The sequence below is a fragment of the Kribbella sp. NPDC048928 genome, assembly GCF_043197975.1.
GTDB lineage: Bacteria > Actinomycetota > Actinomycetes > Propionibacteriales > Kribbellaceae > Kribbella.
In genome coordinates, this window is record NZ_JBICUC010000012.1 from 67,143 (window position 1) to 82,674 (window position 15,532).

A 15,532-nucleotide genomic window follows, 5' to 3' on the forward strand; every position below is an offset into this window, starting at 1 on the left:
CCCCATGACCCGCCGCGACGGAGTCGCGGCCATGACACAGTCATGCGACCTCCTCCTCACGACGTGGTGCGACGGGGGTAACGGGGTCCTTCGACGTGCCCAGGACCGGAGTGAAGCCGACCCGCATCCGCACCGTGTGCCCGTCCTTGGTCTTCACCTTGGTATGACCGCTCGACCGCAACCGCGGGCTGACGAACTCGTCGATGCCGAAGTTGATCAGCGACAGCGCGGTACCGAGCACCGCGATCGCGAGACCGGCCGGGACGAACCACCACCACGCGCCCTGCGCCAGTGCCTGCTGCGACTGTGCCCAGAACAGGATCGTGCCCCAGTTCCACTCGGAGATCGTCGAGATGCCGATGAACGCCAGCGTGATCTCGGACATCACCGCGAAGATCACCGTACCGACGAAACCGGACGCGATGATCGCAGTCAGGTTCGGCATGATCTCGAACGTGATGATCCGCCAGGTGCTCTCGCCGGTCGCCCGCGCAGCCTCCACGTAGTCCCGCCGGCGCAGCGACAACGTTTGCGCCCGCAGCACCCGTGCACCCCAGGCCCACGAGGTGAAACCGATGACCAGGGCAACCATCAGGTCGCCGGCCGACGGGATCGTCGAGGCGACGATGATGATCAGCGGGAGTGCCGGAATCACCAGGAAAACGTTTGAGAGCGCGGACAGGCTGTCGTCGGCGGCGCCGCCGAGGAAGCCCGCGCTGACCCCGATCAGGATCGACAGTGCGGTCGCGACCAGGCCGGCCAGCAGGCCGACGAACATCACGCCGCGGGTCCCGACCAGCACCTGGCTGAAGATGTCCTGCCCGAGGTGCGTCGTCCCGAACCAGTGCTTGCCGGACGGCGCCTGGATCAGGTCGCTGCTCCGCGCGGACGGATCGAACGGCGCGATCCACGGGCCGATGATCGCGATCAGGCAGAAGAAGGCCAGTACGACCAGGCCGGTCGCTGCCTTCGGGTTCGCGACGAACCGCAGCCGTCGGCGCTTGGCCGGGACCACAGCGGTCGGCGTCACGGCAGTAACAGTGGCGGTCATCAGCCCTCCTTCCGGGTGCGCGGGTCGAGGAGCAGATACGCGACGTCGGCGAGCAGGTTGGCCACCAGGACCGACAGCGTGATCACCAGGAACACGCCCTGCATCAACGGGTAGTCCTTGGCCCCGACCGCCTGGAACAGGTTGTAGCCGATGCCCGGGTAGGAGAACACGATCTCCACCAGCAGCGTGCCGCCGACGATGAACCCGAGCGACAGAGCGAAGCCGGACACGTTCGGCAGCAGCGCGTTGCGGGCCGCATAGCTGACCATCACCCGCCGCTCCGGCAGGCCCTTCGCGTGCGCGACGGTGATGTAGTCCTCGGAGGCGACCGTCACCATCATGTTCCGCATGGTCAGGATCCAGCCGCTCACCGACGAGATCAGGATCGTGAGCGCGGGCAGCAGGCTGTGCTGGATCGCGCTGCCGATGAAGGTCCCGCTCCACCCCGGTACCAGGCCGGGCTCGTACCCGCCGGACGACGGGAAGATGCTGTCCGGGCCGGCGAGCACCGCGATCGCGAGCAGACCGAGCCAGAAGTACGGGATCGACGACAGGAACGTTGTCACCGGCAACAGACCGTCCATGATCGACCCGCGCCGCCAGCCGGCGATGACGCCCAGCGACGTACCGATCATGAAGCTGGCGAACGTGGTGATGCCGACCAGCGCGATCGTCCACGGCAGGCTCTGCTTCAGGATGTCCGCGACCGGCGTCGGGAAGAACGTGAACGACAACCCGAGGTCGCCGTGGAACACCTGGCCCCAGTAGTCGATGTACTGGCTCCAGAGCGACGCGTTCTTGTCCAGGCCGAACAGCACGTACAGCGAGTTGATCGCGTCCGTACTCATCTGGCCCTGGAACTTGTTGATCAGCGACGTCACCGGGTCGCCCGGGATCAGTCGCGGGATGAAGAAGTTGATGGTCAGCGCGGCCCACGCCGTGAAGACGTAGAAGGCCAACCGTTGCAGGAGGAACTTCACTTCGACGCACCCTCCTCGTAGAGCCAGCAAGCGGCCCAGTGACCGGCAGCAGGCAACTCGAAGCGGGGCGGAAGCTCGGTCGAGCACTTGGGCATCGCGTGCACACAGCGCGGGTTGAACCGGCAGCCGCCCGGCGGCGCGATCAGACTGGGCGGCTCGCCGCCGGCCTGGTCCTCGGGCGTGCTCAGCACTCCGAGCCGGTCCGGATCCGGGGCGCTCTCGATCAGCAGCCGCGTGTACGGGTGCGCCGGGGTCTGCGTGACGGTCTCGGAATCGCCGCCCTCGACCATGCGCCCGGCGTACATCACCAGCGTCTCATCGGCGAAGTACCGCGCCGACGCGATGTCGTGCGTGATGTAGAGGATCGCGAGGTTGAGCCGCTCCTTCAGGTCCCGGAGCAGGTTCAGTACGCCGAGGCGGATCGACACGTCGAGCATCGAGACCGGCTCGTCCGCGAGCAGCGCCTCGGGATCGGCACCGAGCGCCCGGGCGATCGACACGCGCTGCCGCTGGCCACCGGACAGCTCGTGCGGGAACTTGTCGAGATAACGCTCCGGGGGAGTGAGCTGCACCTGCTCCAGGAGCTTGCGGAGATTCTCCTCGAGATCACCCGCGCGGCCGTGAATGCGAAGCGAACGCGTCAGGTGGTACCGCACGGTGTGCGTCGGGTTCAGCGAGGCGAACGGGTCCTGGAAGATCATCTGCACCCGGCGCGCGTACGCCCGGAACTTCCGGCCGCCGCGGACCGTGATCGGCTCGCCGTGCAGCCGGATCTCACCGGCCGTCCGCCCGTACAACTGGGCCATCAGCCGCGCCACGGTGGACTTGCCCGACCCGGACTCGCCGACCAGTGCGGTCACTCGTCCCCGGCGCAGCGTGATCTTCACGTCGTCCACGGCGTGCACGGCCTTGTGCTCGCGGGTGAACAGGTCGCGGACTCCCCGGCGTACGGGGAAATGCTTGGTGAGGCCCTCGGCCTCGAGTACAACTTCGGTCTCGGTGACCGTCATTTGACTCCGATCACGGCTCGCTGGGCTCGCCGGCTGTGGACTGCGGGACGGCGCCAGGCCCTTGTTCCAAAGGCCTGGCGCCGCACACCGCTGTTACTGGCCGCCGGCCGGCTTCAGGTTCAGGATGATCTGCAGAGCGTTCTGCTGGGTCGGCTGTGCCGGCCCGTACTGGTTCTGCTCGTCGGGCCAGCCGACCCAGTTCTTGGTGCTGTACAGACCACCGACGTTGGACGCCGAGGTGGGGATGATCGGCATCTGCTCGACCATGATCTTCTGCAGCGTGTTCAGCGCGGCTGTCCGGGTCGCGTCGTCCGCGGCGTTCGCGTACTGGTCGAGCGCCTTGGTCGCCTCCGGGCTGTTGAAGCGCCCGTAGTTGCCGCTCACGCCGCCCTTGCCGACGGGCTTCAGGAGCTTGCCGTCCATGATGTTCTGGTAGATGTCGTACGGCGTCGCGCCGCCGTTCGTCCAGTGCATCGCGGCGTCGAAGTTGCCGGTGTCGATGTTCTTCGTCCAGGCGTCCTGGTTGGCCTTGTCGACGGTCGCCTTGATGCCGATCGTGGACAGGTTGTCCTTGATGATCTCCAGGTCGGTCTGGTAGTCCGACCAGCCGGCCGGGTCGGTCAGTGTGATCGTCACCGGCTTGCCGCTCGGGTCCTTCAGCACATCGCCTTCGAGTTTGAAGCCCGCGTCGGTCAGCTCCTTCTTGGCCCCGTCGACGTCGACCGAATGCTTCTTGTCCTTGTACTCCGGCGCGATGAACGGGTCGCCGGCCGGGGTCGGGATCCCGGTGACGGATTCGACCTTCGGGTAGAAGTACCCGGCCTCACCCTGCTGGAAGATGTCGTCGCGGTTGATCACCAGGTTCATCGCGCGCCGCAGGGCCGGGTTGTCGAACGGCTTCTTGGTGGTGTTGATCCACAGACCGTGGATGCCGAGGTTCGCCGGGAACCAGAGCTTGTGGTTCTTCGGGTCCTTGTCCTGGTACACGGCCTTCACGTTCGGGACGAAGACGAAGCTCCACTCCGAGGCACCGTTGGCCAGCGCGGTGGTCTGCGCGTTGTTGTCGTTGTACGAGGTGTACCGCAGCTCCTTGACCTTCGGGAGGTCCTGCCAGTACGAGTCCCGCACCGACAGCGTGGTGGTCTGCGGGGTGAACGACTTGACCGTGTACGGGCCGGTGCCGATCGGGTTCTTCAAGGTGTCCTGGGTCGGGTCCGCGATCGTCGACCACTGGTGCTTCGGGATCACGAACACGGTCAGGATCTTGTTCTGGTTGGTGAACTGCGACCGGGTGAAGGTCAGGTCGACCTTGTTGCCCGAGGCGGCGATGGTGCCGTACGGGATCGCGTCGGTGTTCAGCGCGTCGTGGTCCTTGCGGATCTGGAACGAGTACGCGACGTCGTCGGCGGTCATCGGCTGGCCGTCGGAGAACTTCACGCCGTCCCGGATGGTCAGCGAGAGCTTGGTGAAGTTGGCGTCCCACTTCCACTCGGTCGCCAGCCAGGGCTTGCCGGGCTCGGCGGGCTTGATCCCGTTGATCATCACCAGCGGCTCGAAGATCATCCAGCGGTAGCCCAGTGAGGCGCCCGAGGAGGAGCCGAGGAACGGGTTGTGGTTCTCGGTCTGCGGACCGTTCGGCATGCCGATGTTGAGGACGGTCGCGCCGCCGCCTGAGCCGTTGCCGGCGGCCTTCCCGTCCCCGTTACTGCAAGCAGCCAAGGTGGCTGCCGCGAGCAAGCCCGCTAGGGCCAGCGCGACTGTGCGTCGTGCTCGCATCGGTTCCTCCTGTGTATCTGTCGGCGGATGCTCACGCCTGAGCCGCGTGAGCAGGTGCATCGTGGCGTGAGAACGCTCTCATGGGAAGAGCGGACGCCTTAACGGATCGATATCGAGGGGTACGCCGGCGGCGGAGCAGGGGCAGCTGCCCCGCCACCGGAGCCTTAGTGGGACCGGGTCTCGGGGGCGGTTCGGGTCCGGGTCTTGGGGGCGGTTGAACTGCGGACGATCAGCGTCGTCGGCAGTACTTGCGGGGTGTCCGGCAACGGCGTGCCGCCGAAGTACCCCATCAGCATCCGGGCCGCGGCCTGACCCATCTGGCGCATCGGCTGATGCACCGTGGTCAGCGGCGGTTCGGTGTGCTCGGCGTACGGGATGTCGTCGAACCCGACCACGGACACGTCGCTCGGCACGTTCCGCCCGGTCTCCCGGACGGCCTGCACGGCACCGCCCGCGGAGAGGTCGTTGTGGGCGAAGACCGCATCGAACTCGAGCCGCTCGCCGAGTGCGTGCTGGACGCCGAGGCGCCCGCTCTCGTAGGTGAAATCGCCTTCGAACACGAGCCTCGGATCGAGCTCGATGCCGGCCGCCGCGTAGGTGTCGCGGAAGCCGTCCAGGCGTTCGTGGGTACAGCCGAAGCGCTCGACACCGGTGATCACCAGCGGCCGGTGCCGGCCGAGCTCCAGCAGGTGCCGGGCGGCGGACTCGCCGCCGGCGTAGTTGGTGGTGGCGACGGACGGGAACTGCGGGCGCTTGTCGCGGTCGTCGATCAGGACCACCGGCAGACCACGGGCGTGGAGTTGCTCGATGTAGGTGAGGGTGCCCTCGGGCTCGATCACCAGCAGGCCGTCGAACGACTGCGACGAGACCTGGGACGCGAACTGCTGCATCGACTCGGCACCCCGGTTGAAGGTGAACAGCAGCAGTCCGTAGCCCTCGCTCTCGACCACGTCGACGGCGCCCTGCAGCACCTCGCCCATCCAGGGCCAGGTGAGCGACGGGACCAGCATCCCGACGATCCGGGTCCGGCCGCGGGCGAGGCCGACGGCGCGGGCGCTCGGCACGTACCCGAGCTCCTCGATCACCTGCCGGACGCGCTCGGCGGTCCGCAGGTCCAGCTCACCCTTGCCGTTGAGGACGCGCGACACGGTGGTCTTGCTGACGCCGGCACGGGCGGCGACGTCGGCGATCGTGATGGACACGCTGAATCTCCCCTCGGGCGGTGGGGCCGGAACCGTCGGAACCGGTTTCGGAAGCGGTTCCGTAGATAAAAGCCGAGTCGTACAGGTGTCGTCAATCACAGAGCGGTAACGAATCGCTGCTTAGTTCACGACTTGGAAGAAGGGAGGGCTTCCACCGGGCGGGGCGGCATGATGAACTCGTGGGCAGGCGGCCCGACCGGGGCCGGGCAGCATCGTCAACGGTGAGGTTTGAGGGATGGAAGTTCGCCGGACCACGGTGCGCGACATGCGCCGGTCCAACCGCTCGGTGATCCTCACCAGCATCTACCGCGAGGGTCCGCTGAGTCGCCAGGAGCTGACCGTGTGGACGTCGCTGAGCGCCGCCAGCGTCAGCAATCTGGTCGCGGAGCTGATCGCCGAGGGCGTGGTCGAGGAGGCCGGCTCGGTGGAGTCCGAGGGCGGCCGTCCCCGGGTGTTGTTGCGGGTGGCACCGACCTTCCGGTACGTCGTGGGCGCCGAGGTCGGGGAGACCCGGGTCCGGGTGGAGCTGTTCGACCTGGCGATGAACGTCCTGGCGCGGGCCGATCATCCAATCAGTACGCCGACGCCCGACGAGGTCGTGAAGCACGTACTGGAAGGGCTTTCGGCCGTCGTCGCGTCGTCGGAGGTGCGTTCGGAGCAGATCCTCGGTCTCGGGGTCGCGGTCTCGGGCGTCGTCGAGGACAACGCGATCGTCGACGCGCAGACGCTCGGCTGGGAGGGCGTGCCGCTCGCCGCATTGCTTGCCGAGGGCACCGATATTCCGGTGCACGTGGACAACGGTGCGAACATGCTCGGCCAGGCGGAGATGTGGTTCGGCGCGGGCCGGGGTGCGACCGATGCGGTCGTCGCGCTGGTCGGCTCCGGTGTCGGATCCGCCTTGGTGGCAGGGGGATCCAGCTACCGCGGCGCCCGCAGCAGTGCGGGCGAGTGGGGTCACATGACGATCGTGTACGGCGGCCGGCCGTGCCGCTGCGGAGCGCTCGGCTGCCTCGAGGCGTATGTCGGCGCCGAGGGCGTCCTGGACCGGTACCGGCTGGCCGGCGGCACGGTCAGCGGTGACGAAGAGGCCGCCTTCGTCGAGGTTCTGGAGTCGGAGAAGGAGCCGGCGGCAACGATCGTGGCGGACACGATCGGCTACCTGGCCGCCGGTTTCGCGAACCTCGTGAACCTGGTCAACCCCGAGCGGATCGTGCTCGGCGGCTGGGCCGGCCTGCTGATCGGCGAGAAGTACCTGGACGAGCTGCGGACCGAGGTCGGCAAGCACGCGCTGCGCCGCCCGTACGCCCAGGTCTCGATCGTCCTGTGCGAACTGGGCCGCGACGCCGTCGCACTCGGCGCCGCGACCCTCCCCGTAGTACGCCTACTCCGCGATGGAGGCGCAGTACGCAGCCTTTCCGGAAACTAATCGGCACCTGGTGACGAAAAGTTTCCGGTCAGACGGTCCACTTCTGGTTCCCGCCGCCGGAGCAGGTCCAGATTTGGGTTGGTGTGGCGTTGGTGGAGATGTTGCCGGTGACGTCCAGGCACTTGTTCGCCTGGGGGTTCACCAGGTCGTGGCCTGAGCTGTAGACCCATTGCTGGGCAGCGTTTCCGTTGCAGGTTGCGATCTGGACCCTGGTGCCGTCGGCGATGCCGGCGTTCGCGACGTCGAGACATTTGCCCAGGGCACGGATCGTTCCGTCACCGGGGCGCGTCCACTTCTGGGCGTTCGTCCCGTTGCAGTCGTACAGCTGCACCGTCGTGCCGTCCGCGGGGTTCGCGCCGGCGACGTCCAGGCACTTGCCGGCCAGGCCGGTGATCTGCGATCCGCCGCCGCCGGAGCTGCCGAGGGTGGAGACGCGGACGTAGTCGACCGTCATCGTCTGCGGCATCTGCGTCGTGCCGTCCGGGTAGCCCGGCCAGTAGCCGCCGACCGCGAGGTTCAGGATCATGAAGAACGGGTGGTTGAAGACCCAGGTGTTGCCGTTCAGGTCGGCCGGCGTCCGGCGCTGGTACTGCACGCCGTCGACGGACCAGGTGATCGAGTCCGGGGCCCAGTCGACCGCGAACGTGTGGAAGTCGTCGGCGAACGACCAGCCGTTCGGATGGTTGTACGCGGCACCGATCCCGCCGGCGCCGGAGTACCCGGGCCCATGGATCGTGCCGTGTACGGTGGCCGGCTCCTTGCCGATGTTCTCCATGATGTCGATCTCGCCGTCGTTCGGCCAGTTGCCGCCGCCGAGCATCCAGAAAGCGGGCCAGATCCCTTGCCCGCGAGGGATCTTGATACGGGCCTCGAACCGGCCGTACGTCTGGGTGAACGTCTGCGCGGTCAGCAGCCGCGCCGAGGTGTACTGGCACGGGCCGTAGTGGCACTGGTAGCCGCCGTTCTCCTGCCGGGCGGTGATCACCAGGTTGCCGTTGCCGTCGAGTGCGGAGTTGTTGCGGCTGTCGGTGTAGTACTCACGTTCGTCGTTGCCCCAGCCGTTGCCACCGATGTCGTAGCGCCATTTGGCGGGATCGGGGGCCTGGCCGGAGGGGCCGTCGAAGTTGTCTTCCCAGACCGTCGCCGTCTGGGCGGCGGCGGCCTGCTGATGGCCGGAGGCGGCCGGTTGGACGAGCGCGGTGCCGACTGCGGCGGCACCGATCGCCAGCAAGGCGAGCAAGCGGGGACGCTTCATTGTGTACCTCATTTCGGGGGCGTCTGAATGAGGGCGTAGTTGCGCCGCAGCGTGCCGTGAGAACGCTCCCACGTCAACCCCACGACTAATTAAAGGATCTGAAAAAAGTCCTCTCCACGCGTTGACACCGGTGTGCACGGATGGTTACCTCGTGCTGACCACCTGTTGCGGCGCGGGCAGACGCCGGCAACGGGTACCGCCCCGAACTCCTTTGAGACAAGGGAGAACCGCCCCATGAAACGTCTTCTGCCTGTCCTGGTTGCTGCCCTCTGTGCAGCGAGCGCCGGGCTCGGCATCGGCACCGCCCAGCCGGCCCAGGCCGCCGGCGAGCAGGTCAACGTCTGGCTGACCACCACCAACGACTCCGGCGGCCGCAATGTGACCCGGGGGCTGCAGCAGCAGACCCCGGTGAACTTCGGTCCGGCCGGCGGCTCCGCCAACCAGACCGTCACGGTCAACGAGAACACGACCTACCAGTCCTTCGAGGGCGGCGGCGCGTCGTTCGCCGACAGTTCGGCGTGGCTGCTGAACAGCAGCAACGTGCTCTCCGCCGCGACCCGCGACCAGGTGATGAAGGACCTGTTCGACCCGGTCGACGGGATCGGGCTGTCGTTCGTCCGGAACCCGATGGGCGCGTCCGACCTCGCCCGGTTCAACTACTCCTACGACGACACCTGCTGCGACCTGAACGACTTCAGCATCCAGCACGACCTGGCGGACGTCGTACCGCTCACCAAGCAGGCCCGGCAGCTCAACCCGAACCTGAAGGTGATGGGTTCGCCGTGGAGCGCACCGGCGTGGATGAAGGACAACAACGACTTCGTCCACCGCGGCTGGCTGAAGTGGGAGTACGCGCCGATGTACGCCCAGTACTTCGTGAAGTACCTGCAGCAGAACGAGGCCCAGGGCAACCACATCGACTACATCTCGGTGCAGAACGAGCCGACCTGTTGCGGCAACGACAACACCGGGTACGCGTCGATGAACTGGAACGGCTCCGGCCTGCTCGAGTTCACCAAGAACAACCTGCTGCCCGCGCTGCATGCCGCCGGGCTCACCACGAAGGTGCTGATCCTCGACTACAACTGGGGCAACTACAACGACCTCGGTTCGGTCCCGATCGCGGACGCCACGCTGCGCAACGACCCGAACTTCGGCGGCATCGCCTGGCACGGGTACGGCGGCGACGTGAACCTGCAGACCCAGATCCACAACCAGTACCCGTCGGTGAACGCGTACATGACCGAGCACTCCGGTGGTACCTGGATCGGTAACCAGCAGACCGAGGACATGAACAACCTGATCGACTACACCCGCAACTGGGACAAGTCGTGGGTCAAGTGGGGCATCGCGCTCGACGAGGACCATCTGCCGTACGTCGGTTCCGGATGCAACGTCTGCACCGGGCTCGTCACAGTGCACCGCAACGACGGCCAGCGCGGACAGGTCACGAAGACCGTCGAGTACTACACGATGGGCCACCTGACCAAGTTCGTGAAGCCGGGTGCGCTGCGGATCGACTCCACTGCGAACAACTCGGTGAAGAACGTGGCCTGGAAGAACCCGGACGGTTCGAAGGCCCTGATCGCGTACAACACCACCGGCGGCTCGCAGTCCGTACGGGTGAACTGGGGCTCGCAGTCCTTCGTCTACACGCTGCCGGCGCAGACGTCCGCGACCTTCACCTGGTCCGGTTCGCAGAGCGGTGACGGTGGAGGCGGCGGCGGACAGATCACCGGGCTGGCCGGCAAGTGCATGGACGTGGCCGGCGCCAACAGCGCTGACGGTACGGCGGTTCAGCTGTACGACTGCAACGGTACGGCGGCGCAGCAGTGGCAGCGTCCTGGTGACGGGACGATCCGCTCACTCGGGAAGTGCCTCGACGTCAATGCCGGCTCGGTCGCGAACGGTGCCCGAGTCCAGCTCTACACGTGTAACGGCAGCGCCGCTCAGCAATGGACCTACACGAGTGGGAGAGATCTGGTGAATCCGCAGGCGAACAAGTGTCTCGATGTCACGGGCAACATCTCCGCCAACAGCACTCCGCTGCAGCTGTGGAGCTGCACCGGCGCGGCGAATCAGAAGTGGAACGTCTGATGCGCCGGGCAGCGGCAGTGGCCGCGACTCTGACGCTTGGTGGCGGTCTGCTGATCACGGCAGCGCCCGCGCAGGCGGCGACCGGGACGATCACAGGCTTGGCCGGTAAGTGTGCCGACGTCGCCGGCGCCAACGCCGCAGACGGTACGACGGTCCAGTTGTACGACTGCAACGGGACCGCCGCCCAGCAGTGGTCGCGGTCCAGTGACGGCACAGTGCGAGCGCTGGGCAAGTGTCTGGATGTGAACGCCGGCTCGGTGGCGAACGGTGCGCGGGTCCAGCTCTACACGTGTAACGGCAGCGCCGCTCAGCAATGGACCTATACGAGTGGCAGAGACCTGGTCAATCCGCAGGCGAACAAGTGCCTCGATGTCACCGGCAACAACTCGGCGAACAGTACGCCGCTGCAGCTGTGGAGCTGCACAGGTGCAGCGAACCAGAAGTGGAACGTCCCGGCCGGTGACGACGGACCGCCGCCGGCCGGCGAGGCACCGATGGCGGCGGCGCCGTACCTGTACGAAGGCTGGGGTGACCCGCCGAACCCGGCGACGGTGATGAACGCGACTGGGGTCAAGTGGTTCACGATGGCGTTCATCCTGTCCAACGGGTACTGCAACCCGCAGTGGGACGGCGGCCGGCCGCTGACCGGCGGCGCCGACCAGCAGGCGATCAACACGATCCGCTCCAACGGCGGCGACGTCGTGGTGTCGATCGGCGGCTGGTCCGGCAACAAGCTCGGCCAGAGTTGCGGTACGGCGAGCGAGCTGGCAGCGGCGTACCAGAAGGTGATCAACGCGCTGTCGCTGAAGGCGATCGACATCGACATCGAGGACCAGGAGATGGCGCAACCGGCCGTCCGGCAGAAGGTCGTCGACGCGCTGAAGATCATCGAGCAGAACAACGCCGGCATCACCACCTACCTGACCTTCGGGACCACGACGAGCGGGCCGGACGGGGACGGTCAGGATCTGATCCACCGCGGCGCGGCGTCCGGGCTGAACCTGGACGGCTGGGTGATCATGCCGTTCGACTTCGGCGGTGGGACGACGAACATGGGTACGCTGACCCGGCAGGCAGCCGACGGCCTGAAGAACCAGGTGAAGGCGGCGTACGGGCTGAGCGACGACGCGGCGTACCGCAAGATCGGCATCTCGTCGATGAACGGGCTGACCGACGACGCCGGTGAGCGCGTCAACCTGTCGGACTTCGAGTCGAACCTCGCGTACGCGTCCCAGCACCATCTGGCGCGCTTCACGTACTGGTCGGTCAACCGCGACCGCCCGTGCGGCAGCGGCGGCCCCGGCGACGACACCTGTTCCGGCGTACCCCAGAACGCCTGGGACTTCACCAAGGTGATCGGCCGCTACCTGGGGTAGGGCATCGGCGGTTGACCCTCCGGCTACCGGAGGGTGGAAGCTTGTGCACATGACGGCAACGGTGACGGTGGGTGAGTTCTCGCGACTCACCCACCTGAGTGTGAAGACCCTGCACCATTACCACGAGATCGGCCTGCTCGCGCCGGTCTCCGTGGACTCGAGCTCCGGGTACCGGCGGTACGGGACGAGTCAGGTGGACACCGCCCTGCTGATCCGCCGGCTCCGCGAGTTGCGGATGCCGTTGCCGGACGTCCGCGCCGTCGTCGAGGCGGGCGATGGCGTGGCCCGCGAGGAGACGCTCCGGACGCATCTCGAGCGGATGGAGCAGGAGCTCGCGCACACCCGCGACGTGGTCACGTCGCTCCGCGAGCTGCTCACGCCCGGGCAGCCGCTGCTCGACATCCAGTACCGCTTCGTGCCGCCGTTCCGTGCGTACGGTGTCCGTGGCCAGGTGCTGCGTGACGAGATCGGGCCGTGGTGCGAGTTCGCCTACGGGCGCCTCGGCGGGGTGACCGCCGACATCCGCGGTACGTCGGGAGCGACGTACAGCGACGAGTTCTTCACCGAGGACGAGGGCGAGGTCGTTGCCTTCCACCCGGTACCGCTCGACCAGCCGCCGGCCGACGGCGTCGAGCTCGTCGATCTGCCCGGCGGGTACTTCGCGATCGCTGTGCACGCCGGCCACATGACCGACTTCGACCGTACGTACGGCGCGCTCGGCAGTCATGTCGCGGAGTACTGCGAGGTCGCGCCCGGGCCGATCCGTGAGCTGTATCCCATCGGCCCGGGGGATGTCCCCGACCCGGCCGACTACCGAACCGAAGTCTGCTGGCCGATCCAGCAGATCCCTGTCCTGAAAGGCTGAACCATGTCTGTGACCCTTGAGAACATCGCCGTCGACTGCACCAACGCGAAGTCTCTGGCGACCTTCTGGGCCGGTGTGCTGTCGTCGGAGGTCGATGGCGAGGCCAACGAGTTCTTCGCGACCATCAAGACCGGCAACGGGCCGACCCTGATGTTCCTGCAGGTCCCCGAGCCGCGCAACGGCAAGAACCGGCTGCACCTCGACCTGGCCACCGCCGATTGGTCGGCCGAGGTCGATCGCCTCGTCGATCTCGGCGCCAAGCGCCTCGACGAGCACAACGAGTACGGCACCCACTGGATAACGCTCGCGGACCCCGAAGGCAACGTCTTCGACCTTGCCGAGCACGCTCAGGGTGCGTGACCGAACACCGCAGTGAAGGCCTCCCGGAAGAGAGTCGGCAGGTCGGGCTCGCCGTTGTCGGCGGCCCAGCGGAGTAGTGCGGTGTAGGTGACTCCGAGTACGGCGCTTGCGGCCGCGCGGGCGCCGTACTCGAGTGACGAGTCGACTGCGCTGACGAACGCCTCTTGCAGGCGGAACTGGCTGTCCAGGTGGCGGGCCTGCAGCGCGGGCGTCGAGATCATCAACTGGAGTCGGGTGAGCAGCAGGTCGTGCTCGTTCGTGGAGACCAGGTCGAGGATGGTCAGCGCCGTACGGCCGAACCGGTCCGTGAGCGAGCCCGTCGCCGGGAGCTCCGCGATGGTGGCCGCGGTCAACTGGTCGAAGTTGTCGTACAGGACCAGGTCTTCCTTGGTGGGGAAGTTCCGGTAGACGGTCATCGCGGAGACGCCGGCCGCGTCGGCGACATCGTTCACCGTGGTCGCGTCGTACCCGTGATCGGTGAACAGGCGCAGGGCCTGCCGCTGGATGCGGTGCCGGGTGTCGGCGCGCTGGCGGTCCCTCGAGTTCATGTGATAGATACTAACATCATGATAGTTTCTAACATGACCGACAGTATGAGTGGCCGGGTGGCGTTGGTGACCGGTGCGTCCCGTGGCATCGGGCGGGCGATCGCGGAGCGGCTCGCCGCGGCCGGCGCCGAGGTCGCGGTGCACTATCACCGGGACAAGGCCGGCGCGGAGGAGACGCTGGCACGGATCGGCGGTCGTGGGTTCGTGATCGGCGCCGAGCTCGGCGTGCACGGCGACGCGGACGAGGTGCACGAGCAGTTGTCGGTCGGCCTGGCCGGCCGGCGGCTGGACGTGCTCGTGAATAACGCCGCGGCGCAGCCGGCCGGCCCGATCGGTACGGACACCGAGGCGGCGTTCGATCGCCTGATGGCAGTGAACGTGCGGGCGCCGTACTTCCTGATCCAGCGGCTGCTTCCGGTGCTCGCGGACGACGGGCGGATCGTGTCGATCTCGTCCGTCGCGACCCGGATGGCGAACCCGGTGCAGACCTCGTTCGCGATGACCAAGGGAGCGCTCGAGACGATGACGCGTACGTTGGCGCAGGAGCTCGGCGCGCGCGGCGTCACCGTGAACGCCGTCGCACCCGGCGCGACCCGGACCGAGGCGAACGGCGCGTTCTTCGAGACCCCCGGGCTGACCGAGCTGATCGTCGGGCAGACCGCGCTCGGCCGGTTGGGCAGTGGTGAGGATGTGGCGGAGGCGGTCGCGTTCCTGGCGTCCCCGGCGGCGCGGTGGATCACCGGCCAGGTCGTGGACGCGTCCGGCGGCCTACACCTTGGGGTCGGCTAGGACATCGAGGTAGAGCTGTACGTCGGCGTGGGTGCGCAACGCCGTACCGGGATGATCGGGGCCGATGGGCTGGGTCAGGGTGTCGTGGACGGCCTGCCGTTTGACCGCACCGGGGACCGAGCCGATCAGGGTGTCGGCGTTCAGCAGGCGGGGGATCGTGACGGTGATCGCGTGCGTGGGTACGTCGTCCATACCGGGGAAGTTGCCCTCGTCGACCTGCTGCCGGCGGCTGGTCTCGTCGAGCGCGACGAGCTTCACCGACAGCGGGTCCTCGAAGTCGGCCGGCGGGTCGTTGAAGGCCAGATGGCCGTTCACGCCGAGGCCGAACAGTACGAGGTCGAAGGGCTCGTCGCCCATCAGCTCCGCGTAGGCGCGGGCAGCCGTGTCCGGCGCATCGCCCGGGTCCATCGAGTGGAACGTTGCCTGCGGCACCTTGTCCAGGAAGCTCCGGCGCAACCAGTTCCGGAACGCCTGCGGGGCGTCCGCGTTGAGGCCGACGTACTCGTCCATGTGGAAGGCCTCGACGTGGCTCCAGTCGAGGTCCGGCGCGACCGCGAGCGCGGCGAGGGTCTCGGTCTGGCTCGGCGCGGCGGCCAGCATGACCCGGGCCCGCCCGGTCGTCGCAATGGCCTTCCGGAGCCGGCCGGCGGCTTCGGTGGCGGCGGCGCGGCCGAGTCCCTCACGGCTCGCGGCGATGCTGACCCGCGGAGCATGCTCAACAGTCATGCAAGAACCCTCGCACAACTCACCCGATCCCGCGGTCTGTTCGGATTCTGAGAAAGTCCAGTACAGGGCTC

Annotated in this window: 14 protein-coding genes; 6 read left to right on the forward strand and 8 right to left on the reverse strand. The window is 67.4% G+C overall.

Annotation, left to right across the window (positions count from 1 at the left end; genetic code table 11):
• Positions 1 to 40: 40 nt before the first annotated feature.
• The 5 genes from ACGFI6_RS38610 to ACGFI6_RS38630 all read right to left on the reverse strand — a co-directional run bounded on the left by ACGFI6_RS38610 (position 41) and on the right by ACGFI6_RS38630 (position 6,019).
• Positions 41 to 1,051: an ABC transporter permease gene (locus tag ACGFI6_RS38610; protein WP_393127620.1), complete on the reverse strand. Its 1,011-nt coding sequence runs from the start codon at positions 1,049 to 1,051 to the stop codon at positions 41 to 43.
• The gene (locus tag ACGFI6_RS38615; RefSeq protein ID WP_393127621.1) at positions 1,051 to 2,031 is read right to left on the reverse strand and encodes an ABC transporter permease; all 981 of its coding nucleotides are present in this window, start codon (positions 2,029 to 2,031) and stop codon (positions 1,051 to 1,053) included. The genes ACGFI6_RS38610 and ACGFI6_RS38615 overlap by 1 nt, the downstream gene beginning before the upstream one ends.
• A complete protein-coding gene (locus ACGFI6_RS38620; protein ID WP_393127622.1) occupies positions 2,028 to 3,041 on the reverse strand; it encodes an ABC transporter ATP-binding protein in 1,014 nt (337 codons plus the stop codon). Before ACGFI6_RS38620 ends, ACGFI6_RS38615 begins: the two co-directional genes overlap by 4 nt.
• Positions 3,042 to 3,134: 93 nt before the next feature.
• Positions 3,135 to 4,817 carry an ABC transporter substrate-binding protein gene (locus ACGFI6_RS38625; RefSeq protein ID WP_393127623.1) on the reverse strand — a complete coding sequence of 561 codons (1,683 nt, stop codon included), beginning with the start codon at positions 4,815 to 4,817 and terminating at the stop codon, positions 3,135 to 3,137.
• A 164-nt stretch (positions 4,818 to 4,981) separates the two neighbouring features.
• Complete coding sequence (locus ACGFI6_RS38630; protein WP_393127624.1) at positions 4,982 to 6,019, reverse strand: LacI family DNA-binding transcriptional regulator; 1,038 nt, start codon at positions 6,017 to 6,019, stop codon at positions 4,982 to 4,984.
• Between the two features lie 235 nt (positions 6,020 to 6,254).
• Between ACGFI6_RS38630 and ACGFI6_RS38635 the strand changes: the two genes are divergently transcribed.
• Complete coding sequence (locus ACGFI6_RS38635; protein ID WP_393127625.1) at positions 6,255 to 7,445, forward strand: ROK family transcriptional regulator; 1,191 nt, start codon at positions 6,255 to 6,257, stop codon at positions 7,443 to 7,445.
• A 28-nt stretch (positions 7,446 to 7,473) separates the two neighbouring features.
• On the opposite strand, the gene ACGFI6_RS38640 is transcribed toward ACGFI6_RS38635, so the two are convergent.
• Positions 7,474 to 8,700 (reverse strand): family 16 glycosylhydrolase, encoded by a 1,227-nt coding sequence (locus ACGFI6_RS38640; protein ID WP_393127626.1) that lies wholly within the window; start codon positions 8,698 to 8,700, stop codon positions 7,474 to 7,476.
• A 234-nt stretch (positions 8,701 to 8,934) separates the two neighbouring features.
• Here ACGFI6_RS38640 and ACGFI6_RS38645 point away from each other — a divergent pair, with 234 nt between their 5' ends.
• The 4 genes from ACGFI6_RS38645 to ACGFI6_RS38660 are packed head-to-tail and all read left to right on the forward strand — an operon-like array spanning position 8,935 to position 13,398.
• Complete coding sequence (locus ACGFI6_RS38645) at positions 8,935 to 10,797, forward strand: ricin-type beta-trefoil lectin domain protein (RefSeq protein ID WP_393127627.1); 1,863 nt, start codon at positions 8,935 to 8,937, stop codon at positions 10,795 to 10,797.
• On the forward strand, positions 10,797 to 12,173 hold the full coding sequence (locus ACGFI6_RS38650; RefSeq protein ID WP_393127628.1) for a ricin-type beta-trefoil lectin domain protein: 1,377 nt from the start codon (positions 10,797 to 10,799) through the stop codon (positions 12,171 to 12,173). Before ACGFI6_RS38645 ends, ACGFI6_RS38650 begins: the two co-directional genes overlap by 1 nt.
• A 49-nt stretch (positions 12,174 to 12,222) precedes the next feature.
• Complete coding sequence (locus ACGFI6_RS38655) at positions 12,223 to 13,038, forward strand: MerR family transcriptional regulator (RefSeq protein WP_393127629.1); 816 nt, start codon at positions 12,223 to 12,225, stop codon at positions 13,036 to 13,038.
• 3 nt (positions 13,039 to 13,041) lie between these two features.
• Positions 13,042 to 13,398 (forward strand): VOC family protein, encoded by a 357-nt coding sequence (locus tag ACGFI6_RS38660; protein ID WP_393127630.1) that lies wholly within the window; start codon positions 13,042 to 13,044, stop codon positions 13,396 to 13,398.
• Here ACGFI6_RS38660 and ACGFI6_RS38665 read toward each other — a convergent pair.
• Positions 13,386 to 13,946: a TetR/AcrR family transcriptional regulator gene (locus tag ACGFI6_RS38665; protein WP_393127631.1), complete on the reverse strand. Its 561-nt coding sequence runs from the start codon at positions 13,944 to 13,946 to the stop codon at positions 13,386 to 13,388. The two genes, ACGFI6_RS38660 and ACGFI6_RS38665, sit on opposite strands and share 13 nt — an antisense overlap.
• A gap of 33 nt (positions 13,947 to 13,979) precedes the next feature.
• Here ACGFI6_RS38665 and ACGFI6_RS38670 point away from each other — a divergent pair, with 33 nt between their 5' ends.
• The gene (locus ACGFI6_RS38670) at positions 13,980 to 14,735 is read left to right on the forward strand and encodes an SDR family NAD(P)-dependent oxidoreductase (protein WP_393127632.1); all 756 of its coding nucleotides are present in this window, start codon (positions 13,980 to 13,982) and stop codon (positions 14,733 to 14,735) included.
• On the opposite strand, the gene ACGFI6_RS38675 is transcribed toward ACGFI6_RS38670, so the two are convergent.
• Positions 14,715 to 15,461: a 6-phosphogluconolactonase gene (locus ACGFI6_RS38675; RefSeq protein ID WP_393127634.1), complete on the reverse strand. Its 747-nt coding sequence runs from the start codon at positions 15,459 to 15,461 to the stop codon at positions 14,715 to 14,717. The genes ACGFI6_RS38670 and ACGFI6_RS38675 overlap by 21 nt on opposite strands.
• Positions 15,462 to 15,532 lie beyond the last annotated feature (71 nt).

What these genes read in the sequence shown, in the direction of transcription:
- ACGFI6_RS38620 (WP_393127622.1), bottom strand. Translation starts at nt 3,041, where the DNA reads ATGACGGTCACCGAGACCGAAGTTGTACTCGAGGCCGAGGGCCTCACC.
- ACGFI6_RS38655 (WP_393127629.1), top strand. Translation starts at nt 12,223, where the DNA reads ATGACGGCAACGGTGACGGTGGGTGAGTTCTCGCGACTCACCCACCTG.
- ACGFI6_RS38625 (WP_393127623.1), bottom strand. Translation starts at nt 4,817, where the DNA reads ATGCGAGCACGACGCACAGTCGCGCTGGCCCTAGCGGGCTTGCTCGCG.
- ACGFI6_RS38640 (WP_393127626.1), bottom strand. Translation starts at nt 8,700, where the DNA reads ATGAAGCGTCCCCGCTTGCTCGCCTTGCTGGCGATCGGTGCCGCCGCA.
- ACGFI6_RS38610 (WP_393127620.1), bottom strand. Translation starts at nt 1,051, where the DNA reads ATGACCGCCACTGTTACTGCCGTGACGCCGACCGCTGTGGTCCCGGCC.
- ACGFI6_RS38675 (WP_393127634.1), bottom strand. Translation starts at nt 15,461, where the DNA reads ATGACTGTTGAGCATGCTCCGCGGGTCAGCATCGCCGCGAGCCGTGAG.
- ACGFI6_RS38645 (WP_393127627.1), top strand. Translation starts at nt 8,935, where the DNA reads ATGAAACGTCTTCTGCCTGTCCTGGTTGCTGCCCTCTGTGCAGCGAGC.
- ACGFI6_RS38660 (WP_393127630.1), top strand. Translation starts at nt 13,042, where the DNA reads ATGTCTGTGACCCTTGAGAACATCGCCGTCGACTGCACCAACGCGAAG.
- ACGFI6_RS38635 (WP_393127625.1), top strand. Translation starts at nt 6,255, where the DNA reads ATGGAAGTTCGCCGGACCACGGTGCGCGACATGCGCCGGTCCAACCGC.
- ACGFI6_RS38665 (WP_393127631.1), bottom strand. Translation starts at nt 13,946, where the DNA reads ATGAACTCGAGGGACCGCCAGCGCGCCGACACCCGGCACCGCATCCAG.
- ACGFI6_RS38670 (WP_393127632.1), top strand. Translation starts at nt 13,980, where the DNA reads ATGACCGACAGTATGAGTGGCCGGGTGGCGTTGGTGACCGGTGCGTCC.
- ACGFI6_RS38650 (WP_393127628.1), top strand. Translation starts at nt 10,797, where the DNA reads ATGCGCCGGGCAGCGGCAGTGGCCGCGACTCTGACGCTTGGTGGCGGT.